The 21,938-nt window shown below is 62.3% G+C and carries 20 protein-coding genes and 1 pseudogene; 18 read left to right on the top strand and 3 right to left on the bottom strand.

Annotated features, from left to right (window positions below; all coding sequences use genetic code 11):
- Positions 1–167: 167 nt before the first annotated feature.
- Positions 168–521: a 6-carboxytetrahydropterin synthase QueD gene (gene queD, locus XCSCFBP4642_RS0119525; RefSeq protein WP_029221254.1), complete on the bottom strand. Its 354-nt coding sequence runs from the start codon at positions 519–521 to the stop codon at positions 168–170.
- Between the two features lie 135 nt (positions 522–656).
- On the bottom strand, positions 657–2,045 hold the full coding sequence (locus XCSCFBP4642_RS0119520; RefSeq protein WP_029221253.1) for a DEAD/DEAH box helicase: 1,389 nt from the start codon (positions 2,043–2,045) through the stop codon (positions 657–659).
- Between the two features lie 90 nt (positions 2,046–2,135).
- Here XCSCFBP4642_RS0119520 and XCSCFBP4642_RS30900 point away from each other — a divergent pair.
- The 3 genes and pseudogenes from XCSCFBP4642_RS30900 to maiA all read left to right on the top strand — a co-directional run.
- Positions 2,136–2,237 (top strand): annotated as a pseudogene (locus XCSCFBP4642_RS30900) (fumarylacetoacetate hydrolase); the annotation flags it as partial.
- Between the two features lie 189 nt (positions 2,238–2,426).
- The gene (locus XCSCFBP4642_RS0119515) at positions 2,427–3,416 is read left to right on the top strand and encodes a fumarylacetoacetate hydrolase family protein (protein WP_029221252.1); all 990 of its coding nucleotides are present in this window, start codon (positions 2,427–2,429) and stop codon (positions 3,414–3,416) included.
- A 43-nt stretch (positions 3,417–3,459) separates the two neighbouring features.
- Entirely contained in the window at positions 3,460–4,122 is a 663-nt protein-coding gene (gene maiA, locus XCSCFBP4642_RS0119510; protein WP_029221251.1) for a maleylacetoacetate isomerase, read from the top strand.
- Between the two features lie 503 nt (positions 4,123–4,625).
- Here maiA and XCSCFBP4642_RS0119505 read toward each other — a convergent pair.
- Positions 4,626–5,759: a PilT/PilU family type 4a pilus ATPase gene (locus XCSCFBP4642_RS0119505; RefSeq protein ID WP_029221250.1), complete on the bottom strand. Its 1,134-nt coding sequence runs from the start codon at positions 5,757–5,759 to the stop codon at positions 4,626–4,628.
- Between the two features lie 98 nt (positions 5,760–5,857).
- Between XCSCFBP4642_RS0119505 and XCSCFBP4642_RS25370 the strand changes: the two genes are divergently transcribed.
- The 15 genes from XCSCFBP4642_RS25370 to gmd all read left to right on the top strand — a co-directional run bounded on the left by XCSCFBP4642_RS25370 (position 5,858) and on the right by gmd (position 21,873).
- Positions 5,858–6,241 (top strand): DUF4398 domain-containing protein, encoded by a 384-nt coding sequence (locus tag XCSCFBP4642_RS25370; protein WP_033898571.1) that lies wholly within the window; start codon positions 5,858–5,860, stop codon positions 6,239–6,241.
- Positions 6,238–7,128, top strand: coding sequence for an OmpA family protein (locus XCSCFBP4642_RS0119495; protein ID WP_029221248.1), 891 nt, complete (start codon positions 6,238–6,240; stop codon positions 7,126–7,128). The genes XCSCFBP4642_RS25370 and XCSCFBP4642_RS0119495 overlap by 4 nt, the downstream gene beginning before the upstream one ends.
- 353 nt (positions 7,129–7,481) lie before the next feature.
- Positions 7,482–7,700, top strand: coding sequence for an HP1242/YdcH family protein (locus tag XCSCFBP4642_RS0119490; RefSeq protein WP_003484103.1), 219 nt, complete (start codon positions 7,482–7,484; stop codon positions 7,698–7,700).
- Between the two features lie 241 nt (positions 7,701–7,941).
- The gene (locus tag XCSCFBP4642_RS0119485; RefSeq protein ID WP_029221247.1) at positions 7,942–9,312 is read left to right on the top strand and encodes a pyridoxal-phosphate dependent enzyme; all 1,371 of its coding nucleotides are present in this window, start codon (positions 7,942–7,944) and stop codon (positions 9,310–9,312) included.
- Positions 9,313–9,402: 90 nt separating this feature from the next.
- Complete coding sequence (locus XCSCFBP4642_RS0119480) at positions 9,403–10,590, top strand: cystathionine gamma-synthase (protein ID WP_029221246.1); 1,188 nt, start codon at positions 9,403–9,405, stop codon at positions 10,588–10,590.
- Positions 10,591–10,629: 39 nt separating this feature from the next.
- Positions 10,630–12,060 (top strand): glycosyltransferase family 4 protein, encoded by a 1,431-nt coding sequence (locus XCSCFBP4642_RS0119475; protein ID WP_029221245.1) that lies wholly within the window; start codon positions 10,630–10,632, stop codon positions 12,058–12,060.
- Positions 12,053–12,841 (top strand): ABC transporter permease, encoded by a 789-nt coding sequence (locus XCSCFBP4642_RS0119470; RefSeq protein ID WP_029221244.1) that lies wholly within the window; start codon positions 12,053–12,055, stop codon positions 12,839–12,841. The genes XCSCFBP4642_RS0119475 and XCSCFBP4642_RS0119470 overlap by 8 nt, the downstream gene beginning before the upstream one ends.
- A 2-nt stretch (positions 12,842–12,843) precedes the next feature.
- Entirely contained in the window at positions 12,844–13,587 is a 744-nt protein-coding gene (locus XCSCFBP4642_RS0119465; RefSeq protein ID WP_029221243.1) for an ABC transporter ATP-binding protein, read from the top strand.
- Entirely contained in the window at positions 13,577–15,673 is a 2,097-nt protein-coding gene (locus tag XCSCFBP4642_RS25980; protein WP_160170394.1) for an FkbM family methyltransferase, read from the top strand. Before XCSCFBP4642_RS0119465 ends, XCSCFBP4642_RS25980 begins: the two co-directional genes overlap by 11 nt.
- Positions 15,670–16,302, top strand: coding sequence for an acetyltransferase (locus tag XCSCFBP4642_RS0119455; protein WP_029221241.1), 633 nt, complete (start codon positions 15,670–15,672; stop codon positions 16,300–16,302). The genes XCSCFBP4642_RS25980 and XCSCFBP4642_RS0119455 overlap by 4 nt, the downstream gene beginning before the upstream one ends.
- A 5-nt stretch (positions 16,303–16,307) precedes the next feature.
- Positions 16,308–17,432, top strand: coding sequence for a DegT/DnrJ/EryC1/StrS family aminotransferase (locus XCSCFBP4642_RS0119450; protein ID WP_029221240.1), 1,125 nt, complete (start codon positions 16,308–16,310; stop codon positions 17,430–17,432).
- A gap of 3 nt (positions 17,433–17,435) precedes the next feature.
- Positions 17,436–18,470 (top strand): glycosyltransferase family 4 protein, encoded by a 1,035-nt coding sequence (locus XCSCFBP4642_RS0119445; RefSeq protein ID WP_029221239.1) that lies wholly within the window; start codon positions 17,436–17,438, stop codon positions 18,468–18,470.
- The gene (locus XCSCFBP4642_RS0119440; RefSeq protein ID WP_029221238.1) at positions 18,467–19,504 is read left to right on the top strand and encodes a glycosyltransferase family 4 protein; all 1,038 of its coding nucleotides are present in this window, start codon (positions 18,467–18,469) and stop codon (positions 19,502–19,504) included. Before XCSCFBP4642_RS0119445 ends, XCSCFBP4642_RS0119440 begins: the two co-directional genes overlap by 4 nt.
- Complete coding sequence (locus XCSCFBP4642_RS0119435) at positions 19,501–20,793, top strand: glycosyltransferase family 4 protein (RefSeq protein WP_029221237.1); 1,293 nt, start codon at positions 19,501–19,503, stop codon at positions 20,791–20,793. Before XCSCFBP4642_RS0119440 ends, XCSCFBP4642_RS0119435 begins: the two co-directional genes overlap by 4 nt.
- 45 nt (positions 20,794–20,838) lie before the next feature.
- On the top strand, positions 20,839–21,873 hold the full coding sequence (gmd, locus tag XCSCFBP4642_RS0119430) for a GDP-mannose 4,6-dehydratase (protein WP_029221236.1): 1,035 nt from the start codon (positions 20,839–20,841) through the stop codon (positions 21,871–21,873).
- Positions 21,874–21,938: the final 65 nt, after the last annotated feature.

Here is a 21,938-nt window from a genome sequence, read left to right as displayed (position 1 = left end):
GACCGTTTGTTGCGTTGCAGCATACGCGGATATTGCTGCGATGCAACACGTTTCCTGAAGTTTTTCCAACTGTCGATCGGATTGTTTTGAATTCAGCGGCTTGGCGGTGGTTCTGAAACGACAAAGCCGCCTGGCAGGCGGCTTCGGGTCAAGCAACTGCGCAGGGGTCAACCGCGATAACGGCAGCCGGAGGTGCAGGTCTCGTGCACCACGATCTCGCTCAGCTGCGGCAGGGCCGGCTTGAGCTGGTTCCAGATCCAGATCGCCAGCCGCTCGCTGGTCGGGTTTTCCAGCCCCTCGATCTCGTTGAGGTAGTGATGGTCCAGGCGGTCGTAGATCGGCTGGAAGGCGGCCTTGATATCGCCGAAGTCCATGATCCAGCCAGTCTCGGCGCCCGGTTCGCCACTGACATGCAGCTCGACCCGGAACGAATGCCCGTGCAGGCGGGCGCACTTGTGGCCGGGCGGCACGTTGGGAAGCCGATGCGCGGCTTCCAGGGTGAATACCTTGAAGATGTCCATGACGATGATTCGGCAAACAATGGGAGGGAAGGGCGCGTGCCGGCCCGACGCCGGATCACGCAAAAGCCTGGGCAGGCCGCGGCGGACAGAACAAGGGCCGCATCGCGGCCCCTGTGGTCAACCGACGCTCACCGCTCAGGCGCCGCGGTTGGCCGGCCGGCCGTTGCCGCCCCGCCCGCCATCGCGACGACCGGCGCCTGCACCGGCATTGGCCTGACGCGGCCCGCCGCTGCGCTGGCCGCCCGGCTTCTTCGGGCCGGCATGCGCATGCGCCTGACGCGGTGCATCGCCGTGCGGACGACGGGCGTGGCTTTTGCGCGGGGCGCGATCGCCACCCGGCTGCTCGGCACGGCCCGGCGCGCTGTTGCCCCAGCGGATCGGGGTCTGCGGCTCGTAGCCCGGCACGTCGCGGATGTCCACATCGCGGCCCAGCATGCGCACGATCTGGCGCAGCAGCTTGGCTTCGTCCTGCGCCACCAGCGAGATCGCCTCGCCGGTGGAGCCGTTACGGCCGGTGCGGCCGATGCGGTGCACGTAGTCTTCGGCCACCATCGGCAGGTCGTAGTTGATGACCTTCGGCAGCTGGTCGATATCGATGCCGCGTGCGGCGATATCGGTGGCCACCAGCACGGTCACGCGGCCGGCCTTGAAGTCGCTCAGCGCGCGCATGCGCTGGCCCTGGCTCTTGTTGCCATGGATCGCCGCGGTCTTGATGCCGGACTTCTCCAGGAACAGCGCCAGCTTGTCGCTGCCGTGCTTGGTACGCGCAAACACCAGGGTCTGCTCGCGGCTGTCCTGCGCCAGCAGGTGCAGCAGCAGATCGCGCTTGCGCGCGCCATCGACCGGGTGCACGCGGTGGGTGATGCTCTCGGCCACGGTGTTGCTCGGGGTGACCTGGATCTGCATCGGGTTGCGCATGAACTCCAGCGCCAGCTGCTTGATGTTCTCTTCGAAGGTCGCCGAGAACAGCAGGGTCTGGCGGTTCTGGCGCGGCAGCTTGGTCAGGATGCGCTTGATCGACGGCAGAAAGCCCATGTCGAGCATGCGGTCGGCTTCGTCCAGGATCAGCACTTCGATGCCGGACAGGTCCACGCTGCGGCGCTCGATATGGTCGATCAGCCGGCCCGGGCAGGCGATCAGCAGGTCCACGCCACGACGCAGCGCGTCGAGCTGGTTGCCCATGCCCACGCCGCCGTAGATCACCGCGCTGGGAATGCGCAGGTACTTGCTATAGCCGCGCAGGCTGTCATGCACCTGGGTGGCCAGCTCGCGGGTGGGGGTCAGGATCAGTGCGCGCGGCTTGCGCGGGCCATTGACCGGCTGCGGCGAGGTGCCCAGGTGCTGCAGCAGCGGCAGGCCGAACGCGGCAGTCTTGCCGGTGCCGGTCTGTGCGCCGGCCAGCAGGTCGTGGCCTTCCAGCACCAGCGGGATCGCCTGCTGCTGGATCGGGGTGGGGGTTTCATAGCCCTGCTCGGCCAACGCGCGCAGCAGGAAGGGCGCCAGGCCCAGGGATTCAAAAGACATCAGGAAGCTCCAAGTAAAGCGTCGCCACCAGGCCGGGCCCGGAGCGCAAACGCATTGCAGATGCAAAAAGGTGAGGCTCGGAGCGTTCCCGTGAACCGCGCTGCGAGATGGTGGATCAACCCGATCAAGACGCGATGGGTTTGTCGGCACCACGAAAGGCGTCGGGTGGGGCGGGCGAGCGGATCGATCGATCGATCCTGGCCTCGCCGGCGGTCCCAAAGGGAAACGGACGGCCGCATGCAGACCCGGCAAGTGTACGCGCGATTGGCGCGCTGCACAAAAGTTCCTGCCAGCGGTTGGGGTGCGGGTCAGTTGTTTCAGGTGTAACGGATGTTGCAGCAGGTCGTACAATCGGCCGATCCGTCACTGCACAGGAAGGTCATGAAGCTAGGTTCCCTGAAGGAAGGCGGCCGCGACGGCAGCCTGATCGTGGTCTCGCGCGACCTGAACAAGGCCGTACGTGCCACCGGCATTGCGCCCACCCTGCAGCGCGCGCTGGAGGACTGGAGCAATAGTGCGCCGCGCCTGAATGCCCTGGCCGACGCGCTGGAGGACGGCAGCGCCGACGGCGTGTTCGACCTGGATCCGCAGGCGCTGGCCGCGCCGCTGCCGCGCGCCTACGAATTCGTCGATGGCAGCGCTTACCTGCCGCATGTGGAGCGCGTGCGCCGCGCCCGCAATGCGGAAGTGCCGGAAAGCTTCTACACCGACCCGCTGATGTACCAGGCCACCAGTGCCGGGTTCTATGGACCGCGCGATGCCATCAAGGTGATCAGCGAGGACCATGGCATCGACCTGGAAGCGGAGATTGTGGTCATCACCGACGATGTGCCGATGGGCGCCTCGCCCGAGCAGGCGGCCGCGCATATCCAGCTGATCGGTCTGGTCAACGATGTCTCGCTGCGCACCCTGATTCCGGCCGAGCTCGCCAAGGGCTTTGGATTCGTGCAGTCCAAGCCGCGCTCGGCGTTGTCGCCGGTGTTCGTCACCCCCGACGAGCTGGGCGCGGCCTGGCGCGGCAACAAGGTGCATCTGCCGCTGGTGACCCATGTCAACGGCGCCTGGTTCGGTGCACCGGAAGCCGGCAACGACATGCAGTTCGACTTCGCCCAGCTGGTGGCGCACGCGGCCAGGACCCGGCCGCTGTCGGCCGGCACCATCGTGGGTTCGGGCACCATCGCCAACCAGGACACCACGCTGGGCGCGTCATGTTTCGCCGAACAGCGCGTGGTGGAAACCTTGCGCGACGGCACGCCGAGCACGCCGTTCATGTCCTTCGGCGACGAGGTGCGCATCGAGATGTTCGCCGCCGACGGCAGCAGCATCTTCGGCGCGATCGAACAGCGCGTCGAACGGCAGCCGCTGCCGTGACGCAGTCTGCAGCGGCGCCGGGCTGCCGCAGCGGCGCCCACCCATGAGCGCGGCCCTGGAGCTGTTTTCGTACTGGCGCTCCAGCGCGGCCTACCGCGTGCGCATCGGGTTGCAATTGAAGGCGCTGGACCACCTCATCCATCCAGTGCACCTGGTGCGCGATGGTGGCGAGCAGCATGCGCCGGCCTACGTGCAGCTCAATCCGCAGGAACTGGTGCCCACGCTACGCCATGGCAGCGTGGTGATCGCGCAGTCGCTGGCGATTCTGGAGTATCTGGAAGACGCGTTTGCAGACACCGCCGCGCTGCTGCCATCTGCGCCGGCCGACCGTGCTCGCGTGCGCGCGCTGGCGCAACTCATCGCCTGCGATGTGCATCCGCTCAACAACCTGCGCGTCACCCAGCTGCTGGAGCGCGACTTTGCGCTGGACGCCGCGCAACGCCTGCAGTGGACCCGGCACTGGATGCAGCGCGGGTTCGCCGCACTGGAAGCGCAGCTGGCGCGCGATACGCACACCGGGCGTTTCTGCCAGGGCGACGCACCAGGCCTGGCCGACTGCGTGCTGATTCCGCAGCTCTACAACGCACACCGATTCGACGTCGATCTGGCACCGTATCCCACCTTGCAACGCATCGAGCAGGCCTGCCTGGCGTTGCCGGCCTTCGATGCGGCACGGCCCGAAATGCAGGTGGATGCGGTGGCGTGAGGGCAAAAACGCTGCAGCCCTCATCCGCCCTTCGGGCACCTTCTCCCGTGGTACGGGAGAAGGGCAATCAACCACTTATCCGCCCTTCGGGCACCTTCTCCCGTGGTACGGGAGAAGGGCAATCAGCCACTTATCCGCCCTTCGGGCACCTTCTCCCGTGGTACGGGAGAAGGGCAATCAACCACTTATCCGCCCTTTGGGCACCCTCTTCCGTGGTATGGGAGAAGGGCAATCAGCCACGCATCCGATCCTGGCGGATGTCGCCACGCCGGGCCGACGTCGCAATGCAAGTTTGAAGGGTTCGGAGCCGGCACCCTGGAAGCATCACTTGGCCGCCGATCTTCCTTCTCCCGCAAGCGGGAGAAGGTGGCGCGCAGCGCCGGATGAGGGTGTTCGTCGCATCGACGTTGTGAATGAGGCGCTAGTCGCAGAGCTCGGCCCTCAACCACCAGTCGCCAGCAGCCCTAAGCGCCGCAAGATCGCCGATCTTCGCCGTCGATCAATCAGATAAACCCGTGGCTGATCTTCGGTGCCGATGCCGCCTCGTAATCGGCATACGGGTCGTGTTCGCCGGAGCCGCCTTCGGACAGGCGGAACTTCAGCGCCAGGCCGTCACGCGAATCGGCAGCACGCAGCGCTTCTTCCTGCTCGATCTCGCCGGTCTTGACCATCCGGAACAGGCATTGGTCGAAGGTCTGCATGCCTTCTTCCAGCGACTCTTCCATCGCTGCCTTGACCTCGTGTACCTGGCCGCGACGCAACAGGTCGCGGATCATCGGCGTATTGAGCAGCACTTCGGTCGCCGGCCGGCGGCGTCCATCCACGCCCTTGACCAGGCGCTGGGAGACCACCGCGCGCAGGTTCAGCGCCAGGTTCATCAGCACGTTCTTGTGCGCGCTTTCCGGGAAGAAATTGAGGATGCGCTCGATGGTCTGGTCGGCATTGTTGGAGTGCAGCGTCGCCAGGCACAGGTGGCCGGTTTCGGCGAAGGCGATGGCGGCCTCCATGGTCTCGGCGTCCAGGATCTCGCCGATCAGGATCACGTCCGGCGCTTCGCGCATCGCATTCTTCAGCGCGCTCTGGAAGGCATGCGTGTCCAGGCCCACCTCGCGCTGGTTCACGATCGACATCTTGTGCTTGTGCAGGTATTCGATCGGGTCCTCGATGGTGAGGATGTGCCCGGTGGTGGTGCTGTTGCGGTGGTCGATCATCGAGGCCAGCGAAGTCGACTTGCCGGAGCCGGTCGAGCCCACCACCAGCACCAGCCCGCGCGGGGTCATGATGACGTCCTTGAGCACCTGCGGCAGGTTGAGCTCTTCGATGCTCGGGATCCGGCTGCGGATGGCACGGATCACCATGCCCACCTCGCCACGCTGCTTGAACACGTTCACGCGGAAGCGGCCGGCATCGGGCAGGGCGATGGCCATGTTGAGCTCGAGCTCGCGCTCGAACTGCGGTACCTGGCCTTCGTCCATCAATGAGTAGGCGATTTTCTTGACCATCCCCGGCGGCAACCCCGTATTGCCGAGCGGGTAGAGCTTGCCTTCGATCTTGATGTAGACCGGCGCGCCGGTGGTCAAGAACATGTCCGAGGCATTCTTTTCGGTCATCAGCTTCAGGAAGTAGCCGATATCCATGCGCAATGGTTCCCCAACAAACAGCAGCGTCTCGTTGCAAGTCCGCCGCAGGCTTCCGACAATGGCCGTGCTCGAGACTTCTCGCTACGGCTCCCCTAATGACGGCTAGCTTCGCATACTTGCGGCGATCCCTGTATGGCATCGCCTGTTTCATGGTTCTTTCCTCTCCGGCCGCCGCCCAGGTGGCACCGGAGCTCACCGCCGCCGAACAGGCGGTGCAACGCGCCACCCAGGCCGACGCCGACCAATACGCTCCGGATCTGGTCAACCTGGCCCGCCAGGAGTTGATGCAGGCCCAGCAGGCGCAACTGGACAAGCGCCAGCGCAAGCAGGTGCCGCAACTGGCCTTGCGCGCCGCCGCCGATGCCGACCTGGCCAAGGCGCGCAGCGAGGAGGCCGTGGTCAGCGCCCAGCTGGAGCAACGCCGCAAGGAAGTGGCGCAGCTGCAGATCACCCTCAACACCGGGGAGGGTGCCCGATGAACCTGCGCCCCTTGCTGTATCTGGGTGTGTTGAGCCTGGCGACACTGGCGCCGCTGGCCTTTGCGGCCAAGGACGACCCGCAGGTCGATGCGCTGAACCGGCGCCTGGCCGTGCTGCAGAGCGATCCGCAGACCGGTGACCTGGCCCGCTACGAACGTCTGCAGGCGCAGCAGACCGTGGCCGCGCTGGCCGAAGCCAAGCGCCGCGACCGCGACGAGCTGGTGTTCCTGGCCGACCGCCGGGTCGAAATCGCCGAACTCACCGCCCGCACCGCACTGGCGCGGCGAGAGCTCGACCGCCTGGAAGGCACCCGCAACGATCTGCTGATCGAAGCCAGCCGCCGCGATGCTTCACGCGCGCGCCAGGAGGCCGAGCGCCTGCGCGTGCAGGCGCAGATCCAGGCCGAGGAGGCCGAGCGCATGCGTCAGGCCGCCGAGCAGGAAACCCTCGCCCGCCAGGATGCCGAGCTGGCCTTGACCAGCGTGGCCGGCAAGCAGACCGCCAAGCTCAACGCCGCCCAGCAGAAGGCCGTGCAGCTCGCGCACGAGGAAGCCGAACTGGTCGCCGGGGCCAAGCTGCCGCCCGCCAAGTTCGACACCCGGGGCGAGGTCTTCTCGCTGGGTAGTGCTGCCTTCGGTGGCAAGGCGGCGTTGTCCGGCGATGCCGCCGGGCAGGCCAAGGCCCTGGCCGAATACCTGAACATCGGCAAGAAGGGCCGGGTCAGCATCGTCGGCTTCGACAACGACGCTGCCACCGCCAAGAAGCGTGCCGAAGCGGTGCGCGACGCGCTGGTGGCCGCCGGGGTCGCCAGTGCACGTCTGCAGGTCATCGGCAGCAAGGCCGCCGCCAGCAAGACGCGCGCAGCCGAGGTCGTTGTTTCGCCGTAATGCAAGTGGTTGGGAGTTAAGGTCTTTTAACCCGGGCATGACGCCCGGTTGAACCGCAGTCACTGATTGATGCGGTAAACGCCAAAAGCGGTCGGTTCGGCCTTGAACCCCCTCCGCGACCGGCGTAGGGTCGTACCTCCGGGCAGCAACTCCGCGGCCCGGAAAGTACGGAGGGCCGGGCCAGTGACGCAAGGGCACGCAGCGACGCAACGTGATGGAAGAGCAGGTGGTCTCGCCAATTCGTGTGCCGTTGTCACCTTTGCCGCCGTGACTGGTGGGTCTTCCATCCCCAAGCTGCGCCCCGTGCCGCCCGCGGCCGGGGCGTTCTTGTTTTAAGTGAAGGAGGTAACGCCATGTTCGAAGGGCAACCGCAGACCGAAATCGATGCACTGATGAAGTCCGATCCCCAGTTCAAGCAGCTCTACCAACGCCACAAGCTATTGAACAAGAAATGCATGGATGCCGAACTCGGGGTGCTCCCGATCGACGACGTGACCTTGGGCCAGATGAAACGCGAAAAATTGCAGGCCAAAGAAAAGCTCACCCGGATGTACGACCAGCTCACGCACTGATCCTTCCCCATCGTTAGAACAAGTTCACCGTCGCGGGCGGTGGCGGCCTCCTCGTCGGCTTGCCACCGTCCGCGTCTTTCGTTGTAGTGGCGGCTCCCTCGCGGGAGCGCGGCTCCAGTCGGCTCGGTTGAGCACGCTTGTTCATCGGCGCACCACACCGCTTCACGTCTGAATGAGCATTCACCGGCCGTTCGACGGATAATGCCCGGTCTAGCCCGTGTGGCGCAGCGACGAAATCCCGATGGCGATCCATTCCTCCGTACTCGAACTGATTGGTAACACGCCGATCATCAAGGCCCAGCGCCTGGATACCGGCGTCTGCGAACTGTTCCTCAAGCTGGAGGCGAGCAACCCCGGCGGATCCATCAAGGATCGCATCGGCCTGTCGATGATCGAAGCGGCCGAACGGCGCGGCGATCTCAAGCCCGGCGCCACCCTGGTGGAAGGCACCGCCGGCAACACCGGCCTGGGCCTGGCGCTGGTGGCGCAGCAGAAGGGCTACCAGCTGATCCTGGTGGTGCCGGACAAGATGAGCCGCGAGAAGATCTTCAACCTCAAGGCCATGGGCGCCAACGTGGTGTTGACCCGCTCGGATGTGGCCAAGGGCCACCCGGAGTACTACCAGGACCTGGCCGCCAGGATCGCGGCCGAGACCCCAGGCGCCTACTTCATCAACCAGTTCGGCAACCCGGACAACCCGGCCGCGCACGAATTCGGCACCGGCCCGGAAATCCTGGCGCAGATGGACGGCCAGCTGGATGCCATCGTGTTCGGCTGCGGCAGCTCCGGCACCATGACCGGCCTGTCGCGCGCCTTCGCCAGCGCCTCGCCGCACACCGAACTGGTGCTGGCCGACCCGGTCGGCTCGATCCTGACCCAGTACATCGAAGAGGGCACGGTCAGCGAGAAGTCCGGCAGCTGGCTGGTCGAAGGCATCGGCGAGGACTTCCTGCCGGACATCTCCGACTTCACCCGCGTCAAGAAGGCGTATTCGATCACCGACGCGGAAAGCTTCCACACCGCGCGCGAGCTGCTGGCCAAGGAGGGCATCCTCGGCGGCTCGTCCACCGGCACCCTGCTGGCCGCTGCGCTGAAGTATTGCCGCGAGCAGGCCACGCCCAAGCGCGTGCTGGTATTCGTTTGCGATACCGGCAACAAGTACCTGTCCAAGATGTACAACGACTACTGGATGCTGGACAACGGCTTCCTGGAGCGCCCGCAGCACGGCGACCTGCGCGACCTGATCCTGCGCCCGTACAACAAGCGCGACACCGTGGTGGTGGGCCCCAAGGACCTGCTGACCACCGCCTACCAGCGCATGAAGCTGTACGACGTCTCGCAGCTGCCGGTCATCGATGACGGCGAGCTGGTCGGCATCGTCGACGAGAGCGACGTGTTGCTGCATGTGTACGGCGACGAGGCACGCTTCCGCGACCCGATCTCCACCGCCATGGTCAGCAAGCTCGATCGCCTGGATGTCGCCTCGCCGATCGAGGCGCTGCTGCCGGTGTTCGACCGCGGCCAGGTCGCCATCGTCATGGACGGCAAGCAGTTCCTGGGACTGATCACCCGCATCGACCTGCTCAACTACCTGCGCCGCCGCGTGCAGTGACGCCCGTGCAGCTGCGCGTTTCGACGAGACGCGCAGCACGGGCCATTCAGTCCTGCTTGTTACAATCGCCAACTTTTTCCGGGAACCTCCATGTCCAATCGCACCACACCCAGCCACGATGGCGAGCGCGAACTCTCGCTCGCCACGCTGGCGATCCATGGAGGGCAGTCGCCGGACCCCAGCACCGGGGCGGTGATGCCGCCGATCTACGCGACGTCCACCTATGCGCAGTCCAGCCCGGGCGAGCATCAGGGCTTCGAGTATTCGCGTACCCACAACCCCACGCGCTTTGCCTATGAGCGCTGCGTCGCGTCGCTGGAAGGCGGCACGCGTGGCTTTGCGTTCGCCTCCGGCATGGCCGCCACCTCCACCGTGATGGAACTGCTGGACGCCGGCAGCCACGTGGTGGCGATGGACGATCTGTATGGCGGCACCTTCCGCCTGTTCGAGCGCGTGCGTCGCCGCACCGCCGGCCTGGATTTCAGCTTCGTCGACCTGACCGATGCGGCTGCCTTCGAAGCCGCGATCCGCCCCGACACCAGGATGGTGTGGATCGAGACCCCGACCAACCCGATGCTCAAGCTGGTCGATATCGCCGCCATCGCCGCGATCGCGCGCAAGCATGGCCTGCTGATCGTGGTCGACAACACCTTCGCCTCGCCGATGTTGCAGCGCCCGCTCAGCCTGGGTGCCGATATCGTGGTGCACTCGGCCACCAAGTACCTCAATGGCCACTCGGACATGGTCGGCGGCATCGCGGTGGTCGGCAACAACGCCGAACTGGCCGAGCAACTGGCCTTCCTGCAGAACTCCATCGGCGGCGTGCAAGGCCCGTTCGACAGTTTCCTCGCCTTGCGCGGCCTCAAGACCCTGCCGCTGCGCATGCGCGCACATTGCGACAACGCCCTGGCGCTCGCGCAATGGCTGGAAACGCACCCCGCCATCGAAAAGGTGATCTACCCCGGCCTGGCCTCGCACCCGCAACACGTGCTGGCCCAGCGGCAGATGTCCGGCTTCGGCGGTATCGTCTCGATCGTGCTCAAGGGTGGCTTCGAGGCGGCCAAGCGCTTCTGCGAGAAGACCGAACTGTTCACCCTGGCCGAATCGCTCGGTGGCGTGGAAAGCCTGGTGAATCATCCTGCGGTTATGACCCACGCCTCCATTCCCGTGGCCCGCCGCGACCAGCTTGGCATCAGCGATGCGCTGGTGCGCTTGAGCGTGGGGGTTGAGGATGTTGGGGACTTACGGGTGGATCTGGCGGCAGCGCTGGAGTGCTGAATCGACGTGGGTATAGACGTTCATTTGAGGAACAAGGCATTGCAAGATTCCGCTAGCAGTCTTCCGATCCTGCGCCGATTGGCGCAATGGATCTTGCGCAACCGCTGGTTGCGGACGTTCTATGCCTGGATTCCTGCGTCATTGCGCACGCGAGTGGCTCAACGAATGATGGCCGAGCCGCGCGCTCCGGTGGTTATGTTCCCACGTTGCGAGAGTTGGGCTGCGAAAAGGCACCCGGTGACTGACGCGCCTGTCCGCTTTTTCGCATTGCCGCAAAGTGTCGAGAACGGGCAGGGGGTCAACATATTTGCTTACCTGCGCGGCCAATTCGGACTGGCCGAATGCGCCCGCCTGTATGCGCGTGCTCTGCTGGGAGCGGGATATCCCACTGCGCTGGTGGATATCGACTTGAATCTCCCGCACGGTCTGGATGACCGGAGTCTGGATAGCTACATTCGTGACGAAGCGCCTTACGACATCCACCTGGTTTTCATTAATCCGGATTATCTGGTGCCCGCATTCGAGAGTATTGGCGAGGCGCGTCTCCGTGGGAAACACATTATTGCCTGCTGGTTCTGGGAACTCGAGATCATCCCGGAAAGTTGGCTGCCCGCGATCGAATCAGTCGATGAGATTCTCGTTGCATCCGAGTTCGTGCGCGAAGCTTTCGCGTGCGTGACCGATAAGCCGGTGGTGTGCGTTCCTCTTCCACTGAGCGAGGTGGGAGACAGCGGCCTGCAGCGTGTCGATTTCGATATCGACGCCAAATCTTTCGTGTTTTTGACCAGTTTCGATTTCAATTCGTATGTCTATCGCAAGAATCCCTTCGCAGTCATCGAGGCCTTCGCGCAAGCGTTTCCCGAGACGAGGAAGGATGTGTTGCTGCTGGTCAAGACGAGCAATGGTCATCGCAACCCGCAAAGCCTTCGCGCATTGCTGGAAAAAGCCAGTGCCGACCCGCGAATCGTCGTGCGCGATCAAATACTGGATCGTGCGGACGTTCATGCCTTGCAACGGTGCGCCAACGTCTATGTTTCTCTGCATCATGCCGAGGGATTCGGTCTTGGACTTGCCGAGTGCATGGCACAAGGAAAGCCTGTGATAGGTACCGGCTGGTCAGGCAATCTCGCCTTCATGGATTCCCACAACAGTGCATTGGTGAATTACGCGATCGTACCGGTGCAGGAGGGTGAGTACGCCCACCACGAAGGCCAGCGCTGGGCGCGCGCAGATATCGACGATGCCGCCGCGTGGATGCGCCGGTTGGCGGATGATCCGGTGCTTGCGCGGCAATTGGGTGCGCGGGCTCAGGCATCCGTTCTGGAAACCCTGTCTGCCGAACGCGCGGCCAGCGCGCTCATCGGTTGGTTCGAGCGCATCCATATGCAGCGCCGCCAGCGAACGGTCGCTGTTCCTTTCTCCGGATCCACTGTCTCTTCTTCTTCGCAGGTCGACAATTTCAATGCATAGTTATTCATCCACCTTCAATGACCTGGTAGAAGGCATGAAGGCTGCGCGAGTTTCCTTCTACATAGCGCAGGGCGATATCCGCGCGCGCTACCGGCGTAGTGTACTGGGACCCTTTTGGCAGTCCCTGGCTACCGCAGTCGGGGTACTCGGCCTTGGCTTGCTATGGAGCCAGTTGCTCAATATCGATCGTCAGACATTCATTCCGACACTAACTGCGGGTCTGATCATCTGGCAGATGCTGTCCGGCGTTCTGGTCGAAAGTTGCGGGCTGTTCGTCCGACAGGCGTCCCTCATCCGCAACGTCGTGATGCCGCTTTCGGTCCATCCGACGAGCGTCGTCACGCGCTACCTGGTCAACTTCGTCCATAGCTTGATCGTGTTCCTGATCGTGGCAGTGTTCCTTCATATCCCGGTAACCTGGTACACGTTGCTTTTCATTCCGGGTCTTTTGCTGGTAACGCTCAATCTGCTGTGGATCTGTTTCGTGTTTGGTGTGCTTGGAGCACGTTACCGCGATCTGGAGTACGGCGTGTCATCGGTGATGCCGATGCTCTTTCTGGTAAGCCCGGTGATGTACCGACTGGAAGCGCTGCCATTTTCTTCGGTGATCCTGGAATTCAATCCGTTCACCTATCTCATTGAAGGGATTCGTGCACCAATGCTGGGCCATGCGCCAAGCATGGAAACGTATGTGGTATTGACGGCGATGGCGGTGCTGGGTTGGGTCGCGGCGTTCTGGTTTCTTCACAAGGCCAAGCTGCGCCTTCCCTTCTGGATCTAACGATGACAGCCAAGCTCGAATTCCACGATGTCACGTTGCGCTACCCCATCTACAACAACCACAGTCTTTCGCTACGCCGCAACCTTGTGGGGATCGCCACTGGCGGGAAGCTATTGGCGAACTCTGGCCAGGTAACCCAGGTCACCGCGCTGGACAAGGTCTCGTTCGCGCTCAAGCAGGGCGATGCGATCGGCATCGTAGGGCACAATGGCGCAGGCAAGAGTTCGCTCCTTCGTACGATGGCGGGTATCTACACGCCATTGGAAGGCCGTATAGAGCGCACTGGCCGGGTGGCAACGATGTTCGAGGTTGGCGCAGGTATGGACCCCGAGTTGTCCGGTTACGAGAACATCACTCGCATGGGCATGATGCTCGGATTATCGCGGCAGGAGATCCAGTCCCGGATTCCTGAGATCGAGGAATTCACCGACTTGGGCGATTTCCTGCAACTGGCAGTGCGTACCTATTCGGCAGGTATGACAATGCGTCTGATGTTCGCTGTGGCAACGTGCACCAAACCGGAAATTCTGCTCGTGGACGAGGTGTTCGACGTTGGTGACGAAGCCTTCAAGGAGCGTGCGGCGATTCGCATGCGCGATTTCATCAAGTCTTCGCAAATTTTTTGTCTGGCGTCGCACTCCATGGACGCCATCGCCGAGTATTGCAATCGGGTATTCGTGCTGAGTCATGGCACGCTTCGCGAAATTTCGGTGTCCCAACTCAAATCGGAAGGCTATGGCTCTTAAGCTCAGGCTGGACAATGCGGTGCGTGCAGCGGCGGACACCGCCGCGCAGGACCGAGGAAGCGACGGTACGCTCCTGCCTGGAGAGCAGGTGATGCTGTCTAGTTTGGCGGACCCTGGCACTTCGGCGTTGACTTTGCGAGGTTTTGGCGCGTTCGAATCGGATGGGGCTTGGACCGTTGGCGCCGCGGCGCAAGTGGAAGTGCGGTTGCGTGGCGTGGCTCTGGGGGCGCGCCATCGATTGATCTTGAACGTGCTTCCGTTCGAAGCAGAGGGGCATCGCGCCCTAATCGGCATGAGCATCAACGGTGGTCCTTCGAATCATATCCTGCGCCAGGGGCAGGGTTGGCAGAGGATAGAGGCGGATTGCCCGATCAAGGCAAAGGGAGCGAAGGGCTCGCTGCTGATTGAATTTCAGATTGCCAATCCGATGTCGCCCAGCGCGCTGAGCATGGGTAACGATGATCGCGCGCTGGGTCTGAAGCTCGGCATGTTACGCATCGAGGAAGTTGACGGTGCCACGGAAGCCGTGGAAGAGGTGGTCGCTGTTCCGATCGATTCCGATGCCAAAGTGCCTGCAGCGTCTTTGGGTCTCGATACGCTACCGCAGCCTGACCAATTGATTCATCAGCTGGCCAATCGTGGTCCGCTGTTGCGCAAGTTGTTGCTTGACAAAAATCCACTGGTACGTGTGGTGCGTTGGATGCGGCGTGTCTCGCGCGGCATGGTCTCCATGCAAGAGCAGCTCGATTTGATCCGGCTGGATTCTGCGCGTCAGGCTTACGATCTCTCGCGGCGGATAGATCGGTCCGAGGCCGAATTTCGCGCAATGGAGAGCCAGCGTTCGCAGACCTCCGAAACGGAACTGCGTGCAGCCGAGCATGAATTGCTGCGCGCCGATACGCGGCGACAATTGGATGAGGTTGAAGTCGCAGTGCGCCGCATGCAGCGGGAACTACAAAGTGAAATGCGCAACGCGTTGGAATCGGTGCGCTCGACTCGGGAAGAGATCTACACTGCGCTCCGCGACTCCGCGCGTGATGTGATCCAGCTGCGTGGCGAGAGCGCTGCCATGCTGGATGTCATACGGGGTTCGGCAGGTGGCGAGCGGGAAGTCGCGCGTTTCCAGCACCTGGAGGACCTGATCACCTCCGCTCACGGGAAGCTCGATCAGGCTGGCTTGGCCATCGCCGCGCAGGCGCAGTGCGATTCGGTAACGCATCCCCAGTTGCTGGCGCATATGCAGGCAGTAACTGGCGATGTGCAGGCGTTGATGCAAGGCGCGTCGCGCCGCGTGTTGCGTACGTCCAGCGGATGGATCATCAACACCGGTTTCGGACACTTCTCCTGCGACGAGCGTGACGATTTGCTTGCCGTGTGCCTTGCCGAATACGGCGACGTAGAGCGGGGTTTGCGGTTATTTCTGGAGCGTGTCCTGCAGCCCGGCGACGTGTTCGTCGATGCCGGTGCCAACATTGGTCTGCACACCGTCGTCGGCGCTCGTGCAGTCGGTCCGGAGGGACGGGTATTCGCGATCGAGGCAATGCCGCGGACGCTCGAACACCTGCGCGCCAGCGTGCGGCTGAGCATGGTCGAAGAGTGCGTCACGATATTCCCCGTGGCTGCAGGTGCACAGGCTGAAGATGGGCGCGTGTTCCATATTGGTGTCGTGTCCGGCCATAGCTCGTTGTACGCACTACCAGAAGAAGTGGCCAGCGCTCGGGTCGATATACGGCCGCTGGATGCATTGATCGATGTTGAGCGGGTCGCGCTGGTCAAGATCGATGTTGAAGGCGCCGAGCTTGAGGTCATTGCTGGCATGAAGCAGTTGATCGCACGCAATCCAGGTATCGCGATCGTCGCCGAATACGCAGCGTCGCACCTGCAGCGGGTGGGTACCGATCGCGCGCAGTGGGAGCGCATGTGCCAGGACAATGCTTTCGTGCTACATGTGGTCGACGACCTGACCGGCCAATGCCATCCGATAGAAGGCCTTGCCGCCATCGAGGCACGGCCAAGTTCCAATATTCTGATGTGCCGTGCCGATAGTCCGGTACTGGCGGCACTACACAGAGAGGTACTAGCATGAGTCGTGTGGCGGTGGTGGGTGGTGGTGGTCACGCCAAGGTGGTGATCGACTTGCTGCGTGCCGGCGGGCATGAGGTGGTGGCATGTCTGGATGCAGCCCTGACCGGACAGCAGGTCAGCGGCGTGCCGGTACTGGGTGGTGAAGACGAGTACCTGCCCAGATTGCAGGCCGACGGCATCGATGATGTATTCGTAGCACTTGGCGAGAATCGGCTGCGCCGCAAGGTGGTCGCGCGCATTCAGCATCTAGGCATGCGCTTCGTCTCCGCGATCGGTGGATCTGCGGTACTTTCCCCGTCCGCGAAGATCGGCGCAGGCTGCGCGATCATGGAAGGCGCCATCGTCAATGCCGACGCGGTTATTGGCGATTTTGCTATAATTAACACAAACGCATCGGTAGATCACGACTGCGTGGTGGGAAGTTTCTGCCACATAGCGCCCGGCAGTGTGCTCGCTGGCTGCGTGCGATTGGGCGAAGGTGTGTTCCTGGGGGCGGGAGCCCGGGTCATCCCCGGCATCGGTATCGCTTCTGACGTTATCGTGGGCGCAGGCGCCGCGGTCGTCAGAGACATCGACGAAGCTGGGGTGTGGGTCGGGGTGCCTGTGCGACAAATTATAAAAAAGGATTGAAGCAAATGTTGGCGAACAAGCGCATCCCCGTGGCGGTCCCGAGCCTGGCGGGCAATGAAAAAACCTACGTCAATCAGTGCTTGGATTCCACCTGGATATCGTCGGCAGGCGAATTCATCGGGAAGTTCGAGACCAACTTCGCGGAATTCTGCGGGGTTCGCCACGCGGTCGCGATCAATAACGGAACCACGGCCATTCATCTGGCTCTGGTCGCGCTGGGTATCGGCGCTGGCGATGAGGTGCTGATCCCCACCTTGACCTATATTGCTACGGCCAACGCTGTGGCGTACTGCAACGCGATCCCCGTCTTGGTCGAATCCGAGCCGGGTACGATGAATCTTGATGCGGCACGGCTCGAGGCGAAGATCACGCCGCGCACCAAGGCGATCATCGTGGTGCACCTGTACGGTCACCCGGTCGATATGGATCCCATCCTCGCGATCGCGCGCAGACATAACCTCAAGGTGATCGAGGACGCCGCCGAGGCACATGGTGCCGAGTACAAGGGCGTGCGGGTCGGTGGTTTGGGTGATTGCGCCACTTTCAGTTTTTTCGGCAACAAGATCGTGACTACCGGAGAGGGGGGCATGGTCACCACGAACGACGATGAACTCGCCGCGCGCCTGCGTCTGTATCGTGGGCAGGGCATGGACCCGAAGCGTCGCTATTGGTTTCCCGTCGTCGGTTTCAATTATCGTATGACAAACTTGGCGGCGGCGATCGGCCTGGCGCAGATGGAGCGCGTGGACGAGGCGCTGGCGGCGCGGCAGCGCGTGGCGAGCTGGTACGAAGCAGCTTTCGCCGCGCATGACGATCTGGTCGAGCGTCCGTTCGTTGCGCCATATGCCAAGCATGTCTACTGGATGTACACGGTGCTGTTGAAAGGCGTTAGCGAAAGCCAGCGCGACCAGGTCATGGCGTTGATGGACAAGGATGGCATTGAGACCCGGCCGCTGTTCTATCCGATGCATGTGTTGCCGCCTTATCTGCAAGATGGCGCGGAATTTCCGGTAGCCAACGATCAGGCCGCGCGTGGTATGAATCTGCCAACGCATGCGCAGCTCGACGCCACGGACGTGGAGCGCGTCGTTCATTCACTCGCCTCCGCACTGCGTCAGTTGGGGCGCTGAGTCTTGCGCATCGCGATCTGTTCTTCCTTCGTGCCGTTTATCAACGGCGGCGCACGTTTCATCGTCGAGTGGCTGGGCGAGCGTTTGCGCGAGCACGGCCATACCGTCGAGGTCGTGTACCTGCCGATGTGGGAGGCTCCCGACGCGATCTTGCCGCAAATGGCGAGCTATCGCCTGATGGATCTGAGCCAATCCGTGGATCGCATCATCACGACGCGTCCGCCATCGCATCTGATCCAGCACCCCAACAAGATCGTGTGGTTCATCCATAATTTCCGGCAGTTCTACGACATGTGGGACTCACCGTATCGCAGCTTCCCCGACGACGCGCGGCATCGCGCGCTTCGTAATGCGCTGGTGCGTGCCGATACCACTGCGCTCAACGAGGCGCGGCACGTATTCGCCAACTCGAAGGTGGTTGCCGATCGGTTGCGGCGCTTTAACGGCATCGATGCCGAGGTGTTGTATCCGCCGTTGCAGGATGTATCGCGTTTCCATGATGCGGGTTATGGCGATGAGATCGTCTATATCTGTCGTACCGAGCCGCACAAACGTCAGCATCTGTTGCTTGAAGCGTTTAAACATGTGCGGACTCCGGTAAAACTGCGCTTGTGCGGTTCGGGTAGCCTGCACTACGCCGCCCAGTTGAGAACGAAAATCGACGAATACGGTATCGGCGACCGTGTGGTGCTGGTAGATCGCTGGATCAGCGAGGAAGAGAAGGTTGAATGGCTGTCGACCGCGTTAGCAGCCGCTTATCTGCCGGAAGACGAGGATTCCTACGGTTATCCTTCGCTTGAGGCTGCGCATGCGTGCAAGGCGGTCTTGACCACCAACGATTCCGGCGGCGTCGTTGAGTTCGTCGAGGATGGCCGCAACGGCTTTATCACAGAGCCCGATCCGGTCGCATTGGCAGAAGCCATCGATCGGCTGTGGAGCGATCGTACGTTAGCCAAACGCATGGGCGCGGCGTCGCGCGAGCGGGTGCGCGAGTTGCGTATCGATTGGGACCACGTCATTGCACGGGTATTGTCGTGAAGATTCTCGTCGTCAACAACATGGTGCCGGGAATTCGCGGCGGCGCCGAAGAACTGGCCGATCAGCTGGTATCCAACCTGCGCCATCACGGGCATGAGTCGGAGTTGATGCGGATTCCCTTTACGTGGGATCCCCCGGAGCGTCTGATCGGTGAAATGCTGATGTGCAAGAATTTCCGGATTTTCAACGTTGATCGCGTGATTGCCATGAAATTTCCGGCCTATCTGGTGCCTTTTGACGAGAAGGTCATGTGGCTGGCGCACCAATATCGGCAGGCTTACGACCTGTGGGACGCGGGCCAGTCCAATATTCCGGATACCCCAGAAGGCCGGCAGATCCGTCTCGCGATCAAGGAGGCTGACAATCAGGGCCTGGAAACGGTAAAGAATATCTACGCGGTTGGGCGCACGGTGCAGCAACGTCTGCTGCATTACAACGACCTCCATTCGGAAATCCTGCGCGCTCCCTTGAACGACGAAGAGCTGTTCACCGGCGGCAATTACGGGGACTATATTTTCGCTGGTGGCCGCATCAACGCAAGCAAGCGCCAACATCGCTTGGTAGAGGCCCTGGCGCACGTGCCCGGCAATGCGCGTCTAGTCATCGCCGGTCCTGCCGATAGTCCCGCCGATGCGCAGCGGTTGCACGAGTTGGTGGAACGCCATGGGCTGGAGCAGCGTGTGAAGCTCGACATCGGCTTCCTGCCTCGGCAGACAATTGCTGACTATGTGAATGGCGCCCTGGCTTGCGCGTACTTGCCGTTCAACGAAGACTCGTATGGTTACGTGACCATGGAAGCATGCCAGGCGCGCAAAGCGGTCATTACGGTCAGCGACTCAGGCGATCTCACCGAATTAATTCATGATGGTCAGCAGGGTTGGGTCTGCGAAGACGACACCGAGCAACTCGCCGCGGCGATCGCTGCCGTATTCGCCGATCGCGGACGCACACGTGTACTTGGGCAGGCGGCGCATGCACGCTGGACCGGCATGGGTATCAACTGGACCTCGACCGTGGAGGCGTTGACGCGATGAAGATCGTCTGGGCTACTCCTTACTGTGAAGCGTCCGCCATCGCGCGCTACAGCCAAGCGGTGATCGCCGAGCTTCGCGCGCGCGGCCATGATGTAGCGGTGTATCGGACAGAAGTCGGAGCCGAAAGCGAACTGCCGCCGCGCGACGCAGTGGGTGTGCTGGAACCGGGGTCGCGCGAAGAGCGCGACTGGCTGGCGCAATGTGACCTGGTGTTTGGTAATGTCGGTGACTACTTCGCCTACCATGGCAGGCTGATCGAGTTGGCTTCTATCCGGCCCTATGTCGCTGTGCTTCACGACTGGTGCGTATTGAGTCTGTTCTTGGGGTGGCTGCAGGCTACGGAGCGTGTAAACGAAGCCGCTGCAATCATCTCGCGCATGTACGGCCGCGAAGCGGGCGAGCAATATGCGAATGCAAATCCGGAAAACCTACACGAAAGCGCGGTGCGTCAATTTCCGCTGACCGAATGGGTGTCGGGCAATACGCTGGGTTGCGTCATTCATTCGCGCTTCTACGGCGATCGCGTACGTGCCGCGTCCCCCGGTCCGGTGCACAAGCTTTCGCTGGCCTATCCTGTCGAGCCGATCCTGCGCACGCCAGTGCACGTCAACGACGGGCAACGATTGGCTGTACGCACGTTCGGCATGGTCAACCGCAACAAGCGCGTGGATTGGGTCATCCGTGCACTGGCTTCCGACGCGGTCCTGGCCCGAGTTGCAGACTATCGTGTGCTCGGTCAATGTCCCGACGACGAGCGCGAAAGGCTGGAGGCGATCTGCCGTGAGGTGGGATTCAATGGCCTCGTGCTTGAGGGTCGCGTCACTCAGGAACGTCTGCGCGAGGGATTGGCTGAGGCCGACGTGGTGACTTGCTTGCGCGACCCTGCGCTGGAAGGCGCGTCGGCATCGGCGATTGAGGGCATGCAGTCCGGCGCTCCGGTCATCGTCAGTAATGCAGGTTTCTATGCAGAGTTGCCTGACGAGATGGTGCTCAAGATACCGACCACGTCGGGGGGAACCGCATTGCGCGATCAGTTGCGTTTCGTCCACGAAAACCGCCACGCTGCGCGCGAAATCGCTAGCCGCGCGGGACAATGGGCCGCCAACGAATTTTCCGCGCGGCATTACGTCGACGACCTAGAGCGGATTGCCCCCGATTACATCGAGGCAGAGCCATACATCCGGACGGCTCAGGTATTGGGGCGCCAGCTGGGTAGAATGAACCTCTCCGGCGACAGTAATGCCGTCCAGAGCCTCTCGCGGACGCTCAACGCAATGTTTTCGCTGTAATTGAACGGGCTACCAAGCCACCTCGCACCTCTCAGGATCACTACGATGAAATCTGCAGTAATTACCGGTATCTCCGGCCAGGACGGCGCCTACCTCGCCCAATTGCTTCTCGAAAAGGGCTATCGGGTGTTTGGCACCTACCGCCGCACGAGCTCGGTCAACTTCTGGCGCATCGAGGAACTGGGTATTGCGAGCCATCCCAATCTGCACCTGGTCGAGCACGACTTGCAGGACATCGGTTCGACGGTTCGTCTTTTGCAGAACAGCGAGGCAACCGAGGTCTACAACCTCGCGGCGCAAAGTTTCGTAGGAGTTTCGTTCGATCAACCCGTGCTGACCGCCCAGATCACCGCTGTGGGTGCGTTGAACTTGCTGGAAGCCATCCGTGCGGTCAATCCCAAGATTCGCTTTTACCAAGCATCGACCTCGGAGATGTTCGGGCTTGTACAGGAAGTGCCGCAGACCGAGCGGACGCCGTTCTATCCGCGTAGTCCGTATGGTGTAGCAAAGCTCTACGCGCATTGGATCACGGTCAACTACCGTGAGTCTTACGGAATCTTCGGTTCTAGCGGCATCTTGTTCAATCATGAATCGCCGTTGCGTGGCCGGGAGTTCGTGACGCGCAAGATCACCGACTCGGTTGCCAAAATCAAACTGGGCAAGCTCGATGCGATCGAGCTGGGTAATCTCGATGCAAAGCGTGACTGGGGCTTTGCCAAGGAGTATGTGGAAGGCATGTGGCGGATGCTGCAGGTCGACAAACCCGACACCTACGTGTTGGCAACGAACCGCACTGAAACCGTGCGTGACTTCGTGACAATGGCTTTTAAGGCAATCGATGTAGAGTTGTTGTGGGCAGGTAGCGGGTTGGACGAGACCGGAACCTGCAGTAAGTCGGGCAAGGTGCTGGTGAAGATCAACCGGAAGTTTCACCGCCCAGCCGAAGTCGACCTACTGATCGGCGATGCTGCTCGTGCCCGCAACGAGCTTGGCTGGGAGCCGAAGACTACGCTGGAAGAGTTGTGCGAAATGATGGTTCAGGCCGATCTGCGGCGTAACGCCAGCGGCACATCGTTCTGACGCGCCTGCGGTGCTCTCCCGTGGCGTCGGCGCCGCGGGAAGGTACATCAGCAATGCCCCACATG

It is taken from the genome of Xanthomonas cassavae CFBP 4642, assembly GCF_000454545.1.
Taxonomy (GTDB): Bacteria; Pseudomonadota; Gammaproteobacteria; order Xanthomonadales; family Xanthomonadaceae; genus Xanthomonas; species Xanthomonas cassavae.
This window is presented reverse-complemented; position numbering and strand designations above follow the sequence as displayed.